This window comes from Methanosarcina barkeri MS, assembly GCF_000970025.1.
GTDB lineage: Archaea > Halobacteriota > Methanosarcinia > Methanosarcinales > Methanosarcinaceae > Methanosarcina > Methanosarcina barkeri.
This window is the reverse complement of record NZ_CP009528.1, coordinates 2,772,053-2,787,542: the sequence shown is the minus strand read 5'-3', so window position 1 is coordinate 2,787,542 and position 15,490 is coordinate 2,772,053. Positions and strand designations below refer to the sequence as shown.

Here is a 15,490-nt window from a genome sequence, read left to right as displayed (position 1 = left end):
CTAAATTTTCAGGATGATCGTTTCCAGACAGGATATTTTAAGTTCAAATCCTACTCATGACCTATTCATCTCGATCTATATTCCTTACGGCCTTAATTTTGAGAGAAAAGTTTAATATAGATAGCTTCTATCAATAGTGCTGCATCAAGGGCTCGTAGGGTAGCCAGGATATCCTAATGGGCTTCGAAGTAATATAATTACGAAGATACCCATTGACCCGTGTTCGAATCGCGGCGGGCCCGCTTACTTACGTTATCTGTCTTATACTGTCTTATACTGTCTTATACTGTCTTATACTGTCTTATACTGTCTTATACTGTCTTATACTGTCTTATACTGTCTTATACTGTCTTATACTGTCTTATACTGTTTATTACTGCCTTTTACTGTCCTTTCTATTCTTCAAAAGCAATACATTCTTTTTCATAGATCATCAGCTAAGGAACTCTCTCAGTCTCATACAATCCTTTTTTATTTTAATGCCCAGTCCATCATTCAAACTATTAAGTTCTAATTTTTTTTATTAAAGCTGCAATCGTACGCTGAGATCTGTCACTGGAAATTCACAGTCCGGAAAGATGTTTTAAACCTTAACTGATGACACATAAATAGGAGTTCATTTTTGAATCACTGACAGATAGAAAAAATAGTGGCATTCATGTCGCACCTGCGGAAAGTGGATTGTATATTTGATAAGGTTAACTGTATATAAAGATCAGAAATTATTCCAAAATTCAGGTACACAATGACCTTAAAAATAGTACTTAATTTCAAAGACTTACGCACTTGAGGTATAAAATCCATTACATGAAACATCATAGTTTAAATTTACATTAAAGTTAAATATGCCCTACGATTCTGTTTTTCAAACTTGGTCACATTATTAAATGTTCATCATATATGAAAAAGTTACTTTTTATCATACAACTTGAATAAGATACATTTTATACTTCAAGTACGTAAAACTTTATACAAATATAAATAAATCAAAAGGTACAACTCATGAAGACTATAGAAAATCCTCTGAAATCAAATAAAAGATTAGTATTAACGATTGCAATCGTAGCGTGTGCTATCGCACTTTTCGTCGGCATCCCAACCGCCGATGCCGAGGAATCCACAGCTACCACGCCCGAGATGGTCAACAGATCCGTTGTCAATCCCTACCTGGCATCTTCACTTTATGCCATCACACATTTTGACTCTTCGCAGAGCGACTCTACACCCTACGGGCCTCCTCGCGGTAACTTCACTGTAGATCCAATGACTCAACCAACTGTCTATGGCGGCCCGATAAACATCATAACTCTTGCCTCCACTAATAAGAGTTACATGTGGGCAGTTGGAAGCGATCGCGTAAGCTACGTTAATGTGACCGACAACAATTGGACTGCTGTAGCAAAATATGAGGCACTCACTGATGCGTCAAACAACTCATTTCCGGCTGTTCCGGATGAAAATTTCAGTACCTTCGGCGAGTCGTCTGCTGTGGGAATGAACACAAGCTCGATGAATAGTTCCTTGAAAAGCCTTTTCGGTGAAAATTACGCAGACCGCTTTGGGAATGGGCTGTACTCGGTAGTCGATAACGAAAACGTACTGTATACAAATTATGGAGATAACCTCTACGCGTTTGCATTAAGTGATCCGAACAACCCATCTGCAGGCATAAAGAAACTCTACATGCTAGAAGATGTAGTCACTGCGATCCAGGGCGACGACCACCCGCCGTACGCAAGATTATTTGGCCTTTCCATGACATACGACGGCTACCTTATTATCACTTTTAGCAATGGAGTGGCAGTCATCAATCGCGACCTCAACACAACCTCTACATCTTTTTACAAGCTTGGGCGTGGTGAGTACGTTAGCAACTCAGTTGCTGTAGATGAAAACAATGGCATATATCTGGCAAGCGATAGTGTCATGCACAAGCTTGTCTGGGACGGTACAAATCTTTCCGATAATGAAGCCGATGGCGCATGGTCGAGCCCATACAACAATTCGGAACAACCTCCTATGATCAAGGTAGGCAATGGCACAGGATCTACCCCAACGCTCATGGGATTCAGCGACGATGAGGATAAGCTGGTGGTCATAACCGATGGTGCCAAACAGATGAACCTAGTGGCATTTTGGCGCAACGAAATCCCAGAGGGATCCGAACGCATCGCAGGGCAGATTCCGGTAACTTGTAATTTTACCACCCTTCCCGAGTGGATACAGACGGAGCAGTCCGTAGTTGTATCTGGATATGGGGCTTTTGTTGTGAATAACATTCCGGAAAATGTCAGCTCTGATCTTATAGGCCAGAACAAGATTCTTCAGGTATCGCTCATGGGCCCGGCATATGATACCGCATATGGTGCTGAACGCTTTCAATGGAACACATCAACGAATGAATGGTCTTCAGTATGGGCAAGGTCAGATGTTTCGTCGACAAGCATGGTTCCGATCTACAGCCAATCGGGTAATATGGCCCTCATCAATGGCTACAGGTTGCCAGACGGCTGGAAAGTGCTCGGACTTGACTGGGATACCGGTGAAATTGTCCATCAGACGATTTTTGGCGATGCAAACTTTGGAAACGGGGCATATGCATTGCTGGAGTACCTGGAAAATGACGATCTGATTTTCAATTCCTTCGTGGGACCAATTCGTATCAATTACAACACTTCAAACCTGTCTTCTGGAGCAGTTTCTATCGATAACAACACGACAAATATGTCTTCTGGAGCAGATGCATCTGGCAGTTGGGAACTTATTTCTGAAAATCCCGTTGGAGATGTAATAGAGATAAAAGGAACCGGCTTTGTTGGAGATGCTGCGAAAGTGGCGGCAACCTTTGAAAAAGATGTGATGGTACAGGATGGAGAATACGAATACCTGCTTGAAGATATAATAATCCCTTCAGGGTTCGACAACAGTTTTACTGTGCAGGCAACAGGTGCCGATGACCTTAATGTGAGAGCAAAGATTATCCTGTGGTTAACGAAAAGTGCAAAGGCACAAAACGGTACTGCTACTGTTTCCCAGAAAGGTGTTCCTCCAGGAACATATAAGATCAGGATCGATGGAAAGGCAAGTGGCTCTAATGTCAAAATCAAGATCACAGCTGTGCAAGAGGTGGAAGTAGATTCAGAAGGAAATCTCAACTATGAATATAATACTAAGTCTATACCGGCAGGCAATTTTAAAGTAAAAGTCGGAGGCATTGAAAAGCAGATTGAATTATAAACCTTCAGAGAGATTAATTAAAGCCTGCAGAAAGCCTGCCTTTGGACAAAGGCTCTTCGTTATTTTATGTGGATATCATCATAATGTCTTCATAAAAATCAATGCAGTCTCGAATTGAAAATCATCTTATCCATAGAGAATGGTGAAGAGCCAAAATTATATTGTATAGCATTCTTTTACGCTTAACCGATAACGTATGCATTCTTTTTTAGCCTCTCTTTTTTAAAGAAATAACACACGTATTGGACATCCCTTCCGAAGGACACAGTCCGTATGTTTACAAAAAAGGAGTTCTGGTACGAAAATTTCTTAGGATTGAATAATAAAATTTATTATAACATTTAAACCCCTTGAAAAATGATTAGTTTTTTAAGGGATATTAAACCTTATTTGCCCAATTAAGTGTAGTGTCAGTCCTCTCCCCGCTAAGGTACATTCATTAAAGAATTTATTTACTATTTAAAGGAATTAAGTACTTTAATTGGTAAATTAAACGTTAATTTTTCCTTACTTTTAACATTAAATTTTGTATGAATGAAAATGATATCAGATGCCTTATTTCTAAATAAACAGAAATTGTAAAAGAATAAAGTATTTATCTCGCTCTCTTCTTGATTTAAAAGACTATTATAGATTATTTATCTAAAAAATTGATTTTTAGAGTGTACCTTAATTGGAAAAATTCTAAATGCATACCTATTATCCAAAATAAGCATTGTATACCCTTAGTTTTAGTACTGATTTGGAAGGACCCTATATAACATTTGAATTAAACCTGATTTTAGATTTCGCAATAAATATAAAAAATATGTTAAAGTCAAATTAATATATTGAAATGATATATTTCTTTATGGGAAAGGGGAAACAAAGTAATAAAGAATTCACTGGTAAAATGGGGTTTATAAAGCACTGTAAAGACACTATGAAGACACTATAATGAGTTCATTATAAAGACAATAATTGAAAATTGATTCCATTCCATGTTTTCTTTAGCGTTTCCTGGTCACTGTGGGCTTTGTGAATGAGGCAGATGTGAATCTTCATCATATTCTTAGTTCTTACAAAACAAGCTTTAGAAAGAGGGCACTCCAAAACCGAATATAATGCCAGTTTGGGGGAGCTGTTAAAATAGCAATATAATGCCAGCTTGGGGGAGCTGTTAAAATGGTAGATCGAAGTCGGCTCTTGAATCTCGGTAAGGTCATCTCGGTGCGCGGCAGCATTGTAGATGTATTGTTCGAGAAGCACTTGCCACCTGTATATACACTGCTACGTGCAGGAAGAGAAAGCCAAATTGCCATAGAAGTTTTGACGCAACTTGACGCACATCATGTCCGCGGAATTGCTCTGACCCCCACTGAAGGTCTTGCTCGAGGTATGGCAGTGGAAGATACAGGTGGACCTTTGAAAGCGCCTGTTGGTAGGGAAATCCTTTCTCGAATGTTCGATGTGTTTGGAAATACCATAGACCGCAGGAAGCCTCCATCTGATATCCAGTGGCGCTCAATACATCAAACCCCGCCACCGCTAATGCGTCGATCCACTACGTCTGAAATATTCGAGACCGGTATCAAAGCTATAGATGTACTGGTACCGCTTGAGCGCGGAGGTAAAGCAGGTCTATTCGGAGGAGCGGGCGTTGGCAAGACAGTGTTGCTAACCGAAATGATTCATAACGTAGTCAAACAACACCAGGGAGTGAGCATCTTTTGCGGAATAGGCGAGCGTTGTCGAGAAGGGGAAGAACTTTATCGTGATATGAAAGACGCTGGTGTGCTTCCGAATACGGTTATGGTATTCGGCCAGATGAACGAGCCACCAGGTGCCCGTTTTCGTGTAGGTCATACGGCGCTGACAATGGCAGAGTACTTCAGAGACGATGAACGCCGAGATGTGCTACTGCTTATAGATAACATTTTCAGGTTTATTCAGGCTGGTTCCGAAGTATCTGGTTTGATGGGACAGATGCCTTCACGCCTGGGATATCAACCGACATTGGGCACTGAATTATCCGAGTTAGAAGAGCGCATATCTACCACCGATGCCGGAGCCATAATGTCTATTCAAGCGGTGTATGTGCCTGCTGACGATTTCACTGACCCTTCGGCTGTGCATACATTCTCACATCTATCGGCATCAATTGTCCTCTCTCGCAAGAGGGCAAGCGAGGGGCTTTATCCGGCTATTGACCCTTTGCAGTCAAACTCCAAAATGGCCACACCTGGCATTGTTGGCGAAAGGCATTATCTCCTTGCCCAAGAAATCAGGCAGACGCTTGCGCAATACTCAGAACTCAAGGATATTATCTCAATGCTTGGCCTGGAGCAGCTATCGCCTGAGGACCGAAATGTGGTAGCCCGCGCTCGACGGCTGGAACGTTTCCTGACGCAGCCGTTTTTCACCACTGAGCAATTCACAGGTATTAAAGGCAAATCCATCAGTCTTTCAGATGCGCTCGACGGCTGCGAGCGTATCTTGAATGACGAATTCAAAGACTACTCTGAAGGTGACCTCTACATGATCGGAACAATTGACGAAGCAATGGCCAAAAAATCAAGCCGGGAAAAATCATGAATTCAGGACTCATGAATTCAGGACTCATGAATTCAGGACTCATGAATCTTACGATTCTTCTGCCTTTCCAGGTCTTTGCCGAAAAGAAAGGCGTATCACGCATAGTCGCAGAAGGCCGTGAGGGTTCATTTGGGCTCTTGCCACACCGACTTGATTGTGTTGCGACTCTGGGGCCTGGAATTCTCACATATGAAACCGAATCAGAAGGCGAGGTTTATGTGGCAGTCGATGAAGGCGTACTCATCAAGAATGGTCAGTATGTACTTGTCTCTGTACGTGATGCCATTTTCGGGACAGACTTAAGCCAATTGCACGAGGCTGTTGAAAAAGAGTTTTTGACCTTAGATGAAACCGAGCAAAAAATTCGCTCAGTAATGGTAAAATTGGAAACAGGGCTTATACGCCGATTAGCGGAGTTTCAGAATGTCTGACAAACCATCAAAGAAACCTTTGGAGGACGAGTCACCTCTGGCCCGTCAGGTTGGGACAAAGGCTGAACGCAAAATAAGGGCACAACGTCATGTAGACAGGACGATCTGGCTTGGTTTAGGCATGATGGGACTCATAGGCTGGTCGGTAGCAGTTCCAACTTTAATTGGTGCTGCAATCGGGCTCTGGTTAGATAAACACTATCCAGAAAGCTTTTCCTGGGCACTCACGATGCTGATTATTGGCCTTATTATCGGTTGCTTGAATGCGTGGCACTGGTTAGCTAAGGAGCGCCAGGAAATGCAAGAGGAACAGGAGGATTACAATGAATGAAATATTGAATCTTTTCTTGTCTCTGATAGCTGGTTTTCTGCTCGGAGCAGTGTTCTTCGGTGGGCTCTGGTGGACGGTTCAGAAGGGACTTTCATCCAGAAAACCTGCGTTCTGGTTCCTGGGCAGCCTGTTGATACGGCTCAGCATTGTCATAGCTGGATTCTACTTTGTCTCGGATGGCTATTGGGAGAGATTGTTAATATGCCTGTTTGGGTTTTTTGTTATGCGTCATATAATAGTTAGACTCACCAGATTGCCAGAGGAAGACCCAAATCAATTGACAAAGGAGGCCAGTAATGCGACTTAGTCCTGATGAGCTAATTTTCTGGCAGTACGACTTTATCAAACTCAATGCAACGATTGTATACACTTGGGGGCTGATGCTGGTAATGGTAATTGGTTCAAAAACTATTACAAGCAAACTCTCTACTGGTCTGGAACGTTCCCGCTGGCAAAATATTCTGGAAATTATTGTCACAGGCATCCTGGAACAAATTGAGGACGTTGGCCTGGACCAGCCGAGGAAATATCTAGGCTTTTTGGGCACACTCTTTCTGTTCATTGCTGTAGCCAATCTCTGCATCATAATTCCAGGTTATGAACCGCCAACAGGATCTCTCTCAACTACGGCTGCTCTTGCATTATGTGTGTTTGTAGCTGTTCCACTTTTCGGCATCGAAGAACAAGGAATTAGTAACTACCTTAAGACGTACACAGAGCCGACAATCATCATGCTGCCATTTAATATTATAAGTGAAATCTCCCGCACGTTAGCTCTTGCAATCCGTCTGTTCGGTAACATCATGAGCGGCTCTATGATCGTTGCCATCCTGCTGACAATTACACCATTCATCTTTCCTGATCTTATGATAGCTCTCGGTCTGCTCGTTGGCATGGTGCAGGCCTACATCTTCAGCATCTTAGCTACAGTTTACATTACTGCTGCTACGCGAGCCAGCAAATCCAGAAGTGAAACTGGACAATAAGAATTGAATAGCAAATCTAACAACGGAAGGAAGCACTATGGCTTTGGACACCTATATAACTACAATCGCGGTGGCATCAATTGCCACTTCTGGCATCACAATAGGCATTGGGGTTATCGGACCCGCAATTGGTGAAGGGCGAGCTGTTGCGACAGCATTGAGCTCACTGGCACAACAACCCGATGCTTCCGCAACAATAACCAGGACTTTGTTTGTGGGACTGGCTATGATTGAGTCTCTGGCAATCTACTGTTTTGTGGTTTCTATGATTCTCATTTTCGCCAACCCGTTCTGGAACCGTGCACTTACCTGAAATTGAGAGGAAAGTAGACTATGCTGATTGATTGGTTCACCGTCATTGCGCAGGTAATCAACTTCCTCATCTTGGTGTGGTTGTTGAAGCGTTTTCTTTACAAGCCTATACTCAACGCAGTCGACGCACGCGAGAATAAAGTCGCAAATGAACTTAAGAATGCGGATGCAAAAGAAGCAGAAGCTCAAAAAGAAAAAGAAGAATTCAAGCGTAAGAACGAAGAGTTCGACCAGCAGCGTAATGACCTCTTGAACAAAGCAAAGGAAGAAGCACAGGCCGAACGTCAACGGCTTTTCGAAGACGTGAGGGAGGAAGCCTCCTATTTGAGAGCAAAACAACAGGAGGCATTAAGGAACGAAGGACAGAATTTAAGTCAGGAAATCGGCCGTCAGACCCAACAGGAAGTCTTTTCCATAGCTCGAAAAATACTGACCGATCTGACTGAAACCAGTCTGGAAGAACGCGCAGTTGATGTGTTTGTTCAAAGGCTGCGCAATCTGCAAGATAATGAAAAGAAGCAGTTAGCCTCAGCGCTTAGTACATCACCAGGTCAGGTGCTCATCCGTACTGCATTTGATCTTCCACAAACGCAGCGTGATTCTATTAAAAAGGCGATTAAAGAAACTCTTGATATCGAAACTCAACCCAGGTTTGAGACTTTACCAGACCTTGTCAGTGGTATTGAATTAAATACAGACGGACAAAAAGTTGCGTGGAGCATTGCAGATTATCTTACATCGATGCAAAAAAGTATCGACGAATTGCTGAACGAGCAGCCTGAGAGCAAATCCAAATCTGAGCCTCAAACCAAAAATAATAAAGCTAAAACCGAACCTCAAACCAAAAATAACAAACCCAGGTTTGAAAACGAACCAGAGGCTGAACAGGAGCTTGAAGCTGAAACTAATGAACCCAGACCGAAAACTGAGTCAGAAGTTAAAACCAGGCCTGCAACTGAGTATAATAATCCCAGATCGAAAAAAGAGCTAGAGACCGAACAAGAGTTTGATGCAAAACAAGAGTCTGAGGCTAGACAAGAGCCTGATGCAAAACAAGAGTCAGAGGCTAAACAAAAATCTGAAGCTGAACAAATGCCTGATGCAAAACAAGGGTCAGAGGCTAAGCAAGAGTCAGAGGTTAAACAGCAATCTGGAAATAGTCCTAATCTGTGGCCAAGATGAGATTAATCCCAAACCAGAGCCCACATAAAGAGCCAGTGAACATGGAAACTAAAAGTCTTAAAGACGTTTTCGATAAAGTTTTCACCGAAATACATCAGGTCAGGGAATCAGTGACCCCGACGCTTACCCCGAAGGAGGTAGGCAGAATTTTGACAGTTTCTACAGGTATCGCAAACGTATCTGGCCTTCCTACTGTAGGTTTTGATGAACTTATAAAGTTTCCAGGGGATTTGTTTGGGATCGCATTTAATGTTGATGAAAAAGAAATAGGTACCGTTCTACTGGGTGAATACTCACACCTGCATGCTGGAGATCAGGTTGAACGCACTAGACGGGTTATGGATGTTGCCGTAGGCGAAGAATTGCTTGGACGAGTTATTGACCCACTAGGTCGTCCACTTGATAACAAAGGACCAATAGTTTCCAGTAAACGCTTGCCTATTGAACGGCCCAGTCCGGCAATTATGGATCGAGCTCCTGTTACCGTGCCTCTTCAGACCGGTGTCAAAGTTATTGATGCGTTAATACCAATAGGACGCGGTCAGAGAGAATTGATTTTAGGGGACCGCCAGACTGGCAAAACTGCAATTGCGATTGATACTATCCTTAATCAGCGGAATTTTAATGTCCTGTGCGTTTATTGTGCCATTGGTCAGCGTGCATCCGCAGTTGCCAGAGCAGTGGCAAACTTACGGGAAAGAGGCGCAATGGATTACACGATTGTTGTTGTAACTGAAGGCAATGACCCATCAGGGCTAATCTATATTACTCCTTATGCTGCGACCAGCATTGCAGAGTATTTTATGGAATCAGGTCGAGACGTGCTAATTGTTTACGATGACCTGACCAATCATGCACGTGCCTATCGAGAACTTTCCCTTTTACTTCGTCGGCCTCCTGGAAGGGAAGCGTATCCGGGTGACATCTTTTATATTCACTCACGACTACTGGAGCGGTCTACGCACCTGCTCAAAGAATTTGGTGGCGGATCACTAACTGCTCTTCCTATTATCGAAACCGAAGCGCAGAATATTTCCGCTTATATTCCAACTAATCTGATTTCAATTACGGACGGGCAGATTTACCTTTCACCTTCGCTTTTTGAGCTTGGTGTGCTGCCTGCAGTTGATGTCGGCAAATCCGTCTCTCGTGTAGGCGGTAAAGCACAGCTTGCTGCCTATCGAGAAGTGGCTGGAGATCTCAAGCTTGCCTATTCACAATTTGAAGAGCTGGAAACGTTTACCCGATTCGGCGCAAAGCTAGATGAAAATACACGAAGACTCATAGAACATGGGAGGCGGATCCGTGCCCTCCTGAAGCAGCCTCATAATTCTCCGGTACCCGTACCTGATCAGATTGTTATCCTTGTTGCATTGAACGCAAAACTCTTCGATAATGTGCCGCTTGACAAAATGGTAGAGGCTGAAAACTCCCTACGTAAGGCATTGCCAGATATTCCTGAAGATGTGCGCGAGAGGTTCAAAGGCGATAAAGAATTGAGCGATAAGGACCGTGAAACTATCCTCAATATCGCCCGCAAAGCACTGGAACCTTACCAGCCAAAGCCTGAATCCGAATCTAAGCCGGAAGCTAAAACGGAGGAAAACGCGGAGTCAGAAACCCAAACTGAGGACAAATCTGAGTCAGAAGCTAAAACTGAAGAAAAAGTGGCGAAATCAGAGACTCAGACTAAGGGTAAGCCTGAGACAGAAACTAAAACTGAGGAAAAACCTGAGTTCGGAACCCGAACGGAAGAAAAATAAGTAAATCAAAAGCCCAGACTAAAGGCGAGTCTGAGCCGGAGACAAAGGAAAAATCATGACCGAAACCACTCAGAGTTTGCGCACAAAGATTGATAGAGCAAAAGATCTTCAGTCTGTCGTCCGCACGATGAAAGCCCTGGCAGCCTCGAACATAGGGCAATATGAAAAATCAGTGAGTGCGTTGTCTGACTACTATTATACAGTGGAACTGGGTTTGGGCTTATGTTTCAGGAAAATTGCATTCATGCCAGCTCCACAGGAAGGAAAAGCGCAAAAGAATACACGTCTTATCGGAGCTGTCGTTTTCGGTTCAGATCAGGGGCTTGTGGGTCAGTTTAATGATATAATTACCGATTATGCGGTCAGGGAACTGAAAGCTTTGCCAGGTAAAGCTCAGGTATGGGCTGTAGGGGAGCTTGTTTATTCACGCCTGGAAGATGAAGGCTTGCCGCTTATTGGACTTTATAATGTGCCAAATTCGGTTAAGGCAATTACCCCGCTTATAGCGCAAATTCTTGTGGAAAATGAAAAATTACGCAGCCAGGATGAAGATGCCGAACTTCATCTCTATTACAACCGCCACAAAACCAGAGTTACCTATGAGCCAGTCAGCCAGCGACTGCTGCCATTTGATGAAACCTGGAGAGACGACCTGACTAAACTTTCCTGGCCAACCAAAAACTTGCTGCCTGAGGTAATGGGCAATATCACAGAAACCTTACGGGCACTCATCCGCGAGTACCTTTTCGTTTCGCTTTTCAGGGCATGCGCTGAGTCCCTTGCAAGTGAAAACTCTAGTCGACTGGCAGCAATGCAGCGTGCCGATAAAAACATTGAGGAGCTGCTTAGTAATCTCAGTGGAGAATACTACCGTGTGCGCCAGAGCGGCATTGATGAGGAGTTGTTTGAAGTTGTTTCAGGTTTTGAAGCTCTGTCCAGGGCCCGTAGCTCTCGCCGGTGAAAAAGCAGCGTGAGTCGGCAATGGTCCAGACAAAAATGATGAATCCGAAAAATGAGTTTTATTGAGAAGTTTTTGAGAGGCTGAAACGGGAAGAGATTTGTGAAATAAGAGAGACTTGTGAAATAAGAAAAACTTGTGAAATAAGAAAAACTTGTGAAATAAGGGAGACTTGTGAAATAAAGGAAAGCCGTTATATTAAGAGAAGACCATTGTGACATTTCAGGAAATAATTGTTGAATAAAAGAGTTTTTAGGTCTGAAAAATCTCAAGTTTTTCTAAGATATCTAGGAGTCTGTCTGGAAAATTTCAAATTTAACTATTTAGATAATTATTTATTTTCTTAAAAAAATTATATATTATGAGTTGGTACGCGATAGGTGCAGTAGACAGAGCTCTCTCAAGAACAAGAGAAGCTCTTCTTGAGCCTTTTGATTTCTGGAAATGGGTAAAACTCGCAATCATTGTTTTTCTGTTAGGCGGGGTTTCGAGTTATGGAAATTCGAGCGGATACAATATAGGTTCAGAAGACTTAAAAAACAATTTTCCTATTATTGAGCCTGGCAAGATGCCTGATCTTCCTTTTGACATGCATAATATTGCTTTCAGTTATATTTATCAGGTGCCAAACCTGGCAACTGTAACCGCAATAATAGCTTCCCTTATTCTCCTAATTTTTATTTTTTCGTACATTTCCAGTATTATGGAGTTTGTTTTTGTGGAATCCCTTGTACGAAACGAAGTAAAATTCTGGGCTTATTCAAGGAGGTTTCTGGGAAAAGGATTCCGCCTCTTGCTTGTGCGCTTAGCGATTGGTCTGGTACTTCTCGCGCTCTTCGGAATATTCCTTCTTCCTCTTATACCCCTTATTCGTGAGGTATCCTCAGACTTTTCTTTGTCTGCCAGTCTCGGAGGAATTCTTTGGGTTGTCGGCGTAATTATTTTGTTAATTCTGCTCGCACTTGCAATAGATTCCCTTTTAAGCCTTGCAATTCCACTTGCCATTTACCGGAATAAAGGAATTCTTTCGGCTTTCAAGCTTGTTCTCGGAAATTTCAGGAAAAACTGGCGCGAAGTTGTGGTTTACTGGTTTGTCAGGCTATTGCTCTATATAGGAGTAGCCGTTCTTGCAATTTTCCTTTTTGTAGGTGTGGCACTGGTTTTAGGGCTTACTTTCCTTATTTTTGATGTGGCTCTGTACTTCCTCTTTTCGTCCCTGTTATCAGAACTTCTTCTCTGGTTACTCCTTATTCCGTTTATCGTTATAGAGCTGATTTTGATCCTGGGAATTCTGTTTTTCCTCGGTGTACCTCTCTCCGTTTTCCTTAAATATCATATGTTAAGTTTTCTTGAAGCCTGGTATGAAGACGCAGAAATTCCTTTCTTTGATACTCCTGCTCCGGAACCTAAAGTTAAGGTTGATGAACCTGAGCCGACTTTTTGAGCTAAAAAGAAAGAAAGTTCAGGATATTGAGCTAAGTTTCTGAACGAAGAGGAAAAGTTCAGGGCTCTGAGCTTGTTTTACCCAGATGGGAAGAGCTCAGGGCTCTGGGCCATTGTTCTAGCCTATTTTTCCAAATATTCTGATCAAGTTTAAACTGAATCTAATAGCGGGTACATCTTAACTCCATGATAAAGAAACTGAAAATCCACATTGGACATTTTATTTTTTTTATTGGAGTACATGACTTTGATGTCTACAAAAAATTTATAGGTCCTATTTCTGAGGAAGCTACCAAGGCAAAGGAAGAGGAATTCTTTCAGGAATATCAGGCACAAAAAATTGAGTTTTTACAACTGGAAGCTCTGATAAAAACTATGTGTTAATGTCTATTCAGCAACATTTTTCCGCTTTTCTTCGCTTTTACATAATTTGAAAAAAGCGGAAAACAATAACAATAAAGTTAAAAACTTGAGATAAAGAGAAAGACTATACAGACGAAGCGGCTATGAAAAACAAAAATAAATTAAAGAATAGAAGTTTATACCACCTTTCTTAATATACTCTCCTAGAAACTCTTAGAGGTTCATAAAAGGTATTTGACTTCGACTCTTAACATCTCTTGAAATGAATTTTCCATTTTCATCCCTTTTAATTCCACAGTCTCTACAAATCCATTCTTCTGTGAATGCAAGATACATATCATTTCCGCAATTTTTACATTTCATTCTAAACTCCCCACTTGATTTTACGTCTCCGCATTTACACTGCGGTTATTTTTACAATGTTTTGCTGTATATAAAAAGTTGGCCAAGTAAATTAAAAAAATCAGAACAGTGAGTTTTAAGCCTTAAAGGATAAACTAAGCTACTAGAGACTATGGGCATCACCAACCTAGAGGGCCCTGGAGAGACTGAAGACAGAAGTCACAGAGAAGTTCATAGAAGCAAAAATAGAAAAGTATGAGAGAATTCACTAACATAAAGAAAAATCGCTTTAAAAACCTCTCTTACTGGCAATTTATAAAATTATTTATTCACTCCTCTGCTTTTGAAATTCAACGAAAAAAATAACTTAGGAGTTACGCAGTTGGCTCCTAGCATATTGTTTTTTCCAAACTTTCAAATATTTGAATTAATTTAACGTGTATTGGGGATTCCTTAAGTATTCTGTCACTGCCACTCTTCTAATTTTCATAGCACTTTCAAACCAGGATATTCCACTTTTGATTCTTTGTAATTCCAGTCTAAGAAAAGCTCTTAATGAGAACATTATATGTGCTCTTTGTGATTCTTCCTTTCTTGCCTGACATTTTTCGACACCACAGAACTGTTTTATTCCCCTATGATATTCCTCAATTTTCCATGACTTCTTTGCCAAATCTTCACGTTTTGCTTCATCCATCTCTTGCACATCTGTAACCCAGTGTTGCGTGTCTCCATTTTTTGAAACTATCCTAAACACCTTTACAAATCCATATGCTTTGAGGTGAACCACACGTCCTTTTGGAGGAATATCTACTGTTTCAAGTGGCACATTTCCCTTGTTGTCAGGATTTACCAAACGATTATTTTTCAATCTTGTAAGGAAATGCCACTCTTTCTGTCTAATGGCTTTAAGGTTTTTCACACTTGCATACCATGTATCAAATAAAACGAATTTGGGATTAAAACCACGTTCTTCGGCCTTGTCAAGCATATCACGGAAATGGTCATTCTTTGTTTTGTCGTCTACATCGATGTTATAAATTCGAAAATCGATAGGTATAACGGTTGTACCGTCAGTCCAAACTAAGGTAACCAGGCCTATTCCCTTTACAGTACGATGATGTTTTCCACTCCACATACGACGAACAAAAGCAATTTCTTCTGCGTATGGTTTATCTAATGTTGAATCATCAACAATTAGGTATCCTCCCTTAAGCTTGACATAACTTTTTACTTCCTCCCATAGTGCTTCCGTGTCTGGAGGTTGCCTTTGAAGGCAACGAGTAAAAGCATCATGAGAAGGAGCATTAGCTATGTCTGGATAACATCTAGCAGCTTCAGTACAGCTAAAAACGTTAGAAGCCGCAATGAGAAAATTAATGTAGTCAATGTCGGTACACTTAGGTGGATTTATGTCCATAACTCCGTACGTTTTTAGAGAAACACTAAGCCATAAGTATATTTATAAAGATATCAAGTTTTCGGCATTTTAACTGCGTAAGTCCTATAACTATCACCAAACCCAATAATTACTGAAATTAACTATATCCTGAAAATTATCTCTCCGG

14 protein-coding genes and 1 tRNA gene are annotated in these 15,490 nt (G+C 41.6%); 13 read left to right on the top strand and 2 right to left on the bottom strand.

What is annotated here, in order from left to right; all coding sequences use genetic code 11:
- The first annotated feature begins 148 nt into the window (after nt 1-148).
- The 13 genes from MSBRM_RS11240 to MSBRM_RS11180 all read left to right on the top strand — a co-directional run bounded on the left by MSBRM_RS11240 (nt 149) and on the right by MSBRM_RS11180 (nt 13,601).
- Nucleotides 149-242, top strand: a tRNA-Arg gene (locus tag MSBRM_RS11240).
- A 760-nt stretch (nt 243-1,002) separates the two neighbouring features.
- Nucleotides 1,003-3,237: a DUF1350 family protein gene (locus MSBRM_RS20870; protein WP_052712855.1), complete on the top strand. Its 2,235-nt coding sequence runs from the start codon at nt 1,003-1,005 to the stop codon at nt 3,235-3,237.
- A gap of 1,164 nt (nt 3,238-4,401) precedes the next feature.
- Entirely contained in the window at nt 4,402-5,811 is a 1,410-nt protein-coding gene (gene atpD, locus MSBRM_RS11230; RefSeq protein ID WP_048116800.1) for a F0F1 ATP synthase subunit beta, read from the top strand.
- Nucleotides 5,808-6,242 (top strand): F0F1 ATP synthase subunit epsilon, encoded by a 435-nt coding sequence (locus MSBRM_RS11225; protein WP_230629090.1) that lies wholly within the window; start codon nt 5,808-5,810, stop codon nt 6,240-6,242. Before atpD ends, MSBRM_RS11225 begins: the two co-directional genes overlap by 4 nt.
- Complete coding sequence (locus MSBRM_RS11220; protein WP_048155761.1) at nt 6,235-6,573, top strand: AtpZ/AtpI family protein; 339 nt, start codon at nt 6,235-6,237, stop codon at nt 6,571-6,573. The genes MSBRM_RS11225 and MSBRM_RS11220 overlap by 8 nt, the downstream gene beginning before the upstream one ends.
- Nucleotides 6,566-6,880, top strand: a complete 315-nt coding sequence (locus MSBRM_RS11215) for an N-ATPase subunit AtpR (RefSeq protein ID WP_048155759.1) — start codon at nt 6,566-6,568, stop codon at nt 6,878-6,880. Before MSBRM_RS11220 ends, MSBRM_RS11215 begins: the two co-directional genes overlap by 8 nt.
- Nucleotides 6,870-7,559: a F0F1 ATP synthase subunit A gene (locus tag MSBRM_RS11210; RefSeq protein WP_048116809.1), complete on the top strand. Its 690-nt coding sequence runs from the start codon at nt 6,870-6,872 to the stop codon at nt 7,557-7,559. The genes MSBRM_RS11215 and MSBRM_RS11210 overlap by 11 nt, the downstream gene beginning before the upstream one ends.
- Nucleotides 7,560-7,596: 37 nt before the next feature.
- On the top strand, nt 7,597-7,872 hold the full coding sequence (locus MSBRM_RS11205; RefSeq protein WP_203397917.1) for a F0F1 ATP synthase subunit C: 276 nt from the start codon (nt 7,597-7,599) through the stop codon (nt 7,870-7,872).
- Nucleotides 7,873-7,892: 20 nt separating this feature from the next.
- A complete protein-coding gene (locus MSBRM_RS11200) occupies nt 7,893-9,053 on the top strand; it encodes a F0F1 ATP synthase subunit B family protein (protein ID WP_069575302.1) in 1,161 nt (386 codons plus the stop codon).
- A gap of 41 nt (nt 9,054-9,094) precedes the next feature.
- The gene (locus tag MSBRM_RS11195) at nt 9,095-10,816 is read left to right on the top strand and encodes an alternate F1F0 ATPase, F1 subunit alpha (protein ID WP_048157039.1); all 1,722 of its coding nucleotides are present in this window, start codon (nt 9,095-9,097) and stop codon (nt 10,814-10,816) included.
- A 55-nt stretch (nt 10,817-10,871) separates the two neighbouring features.
- Nucleotides 10,872-11,777, top strand: coding sequence for a F0F1 ATP synthase subunit gamma (locus MSBRM_RS11190; protein ID WP_048155755.1), 906 nt, complete (start codon nt 10,872-10,874; stop codon nt 11,775-11,777).
- Nucleotides 11,778-12,135: 358 nt separating this feature from the next.
- Nucleotides 12,136-13,218 (top strand): DUF7544 domain-containing protein, encoded by a 1,083-nt coding sequence (locus MSBRM_RS11185; protein WP_048155753.1) that lies wholly within the window; start codon nt 12,136-12,138, stop codon nt 13,216-13,218.
- Between the two features lie 185 nt (nt 13,219-13,403).
- A complete protein-coding gene (locus tag MSBRM_RS11180; RefSeq protein WP_048116819.1) occupies nt 13,404-13,601 on the top strand; it encodes a hypothetical protein in 198 nt (65 codons plus the stop codon).
- 192 nt (nt 13,602-13,793) lie between these two features.
- On the opposite strand, the gene MSBRM_RS20455 is transcribed toward MSBRM_RS11180, so the two are convergent.
- Together MSBRM_RS20455 and MSBRM_RS11175 are read right to left on the bottom strand one after the other, a co-directional pair.
- Nucleotides 13,794-13,943, bottom strand: coding sequence for a hypothetical protein (locus tag MSBRM_RS20455; RefSeq protein ID WP_155396441.1), 150 nt, complete (start codon nt 13,941-13,943; stop codon nt 13,794-13,796).
- A gap of 406 nt (nt 13,944-14,349) precedes the next feature.
- Nucleotides 14,350-15,342 (bottom strand): IS701 family transposase, encoded by a 993-nt coding sequence (locus MSBRM_RS11175; protein ID WP_048155834.1) that lies wholly within the window; start codon nt 15,340-15,342, stop codon nt 14,350-14,352.
- Nucleotides 15,343-15,490: the final 148 nt, after the last annotated feature.

Coding starts and splice junctions, on each gene's coding strand:
- MSBRM_RS20870 (WP_052712855.1), top strand. CDS start 1,003: ATGAAGACTATAGAAAATCCTCTGAAATCAAATAAAAGATTAGTATTA.
- atpD (WP_048116800.1), top strand. CDS start 4,402: ATGGTAGATCGAAGTCGGCTCTTGAATCTCGGTAAGGTCATCTCGGTG.
- MSBRM_RS11225 (WP_230629090.1), top strand. CDS start 5,808: ATGAATTCAGGACTCATGAATTCAGGACTCATGAATTCAGGACTCATG.
- MSBRM_RS11220 (WP_048155761.1), top strand. CDS start 6,235: ATGTCTGACAAACCATCAAAGAAACCTTTGGAGGACGAGTCACCTCTG.
- MSBRM_RS11215 (WP_048155759.1), top strand. CDS start 6,566: ATGAATGAAATATTGAATCTTTTCTTGTCTCTGATAGCTGGTTTTCTG.
- MSBRM_RS11210 (WP_048116809.1), top strand. CDS start 6,870: ATGCGACTTAGTCCTGATGAGCTAATTTTCTGGCAGTACGACTTTATC.
- MSBRM_RS11205 (WP_203397917.1), top strand. CDS start 7,597: ATGGCTTTGGACACCTATATAACTACAATCGCGGTGGCATCAATTGCC.
- MSBRM_RS11200 (WP_069575302.1), top strand. CDS start 7,893: ATGCTGATTGATTGGTTCACCGTCATTGCGCAGGTAATCAACTTCCTC.
- MSBRM_RS11195 (WP_048157039.1), top strand. CDS start 9,095: ATGGAAACTAAAAGTCTTAAAGACGTTTTCGATAAAGTTTTCACCGAA.
- MSBRM_RS11190 (WP_048155755.1), top strand. CDS start 10,872: ATGACCGAAACCACTCAGAGTTTGCGCACAAAGATTGATAGAGCAAAA.
- MSBRM_RS11185 (WP_048155753.1), top strand. CDS start 12,136: ATGAGTTGGTACGCGATAGGTGCAGTAGACAGAGCTCTCTCAAGAACA.
- MSBRM_RS11180 (WP_048116819.1), top strand. CDS start 13,404: ATGATAAAGAAACTGAAAATCCACATTGGACATTTTATTTTTTTTATT.
- MSBRM_RS20455 (WP_155396441.1), bottom strand. CDS start 13,943: ATGAAATGTAAAAATTGCGGAAATGATATGTATCTTGCATTCACAGAA.
- MSBRM_RS11175 (WP_048155834.1), bottom strand. CDS start 15,342: ATGGACATAAATCCACCTAAGTGTACCGACATTGACTACATTAATTTT.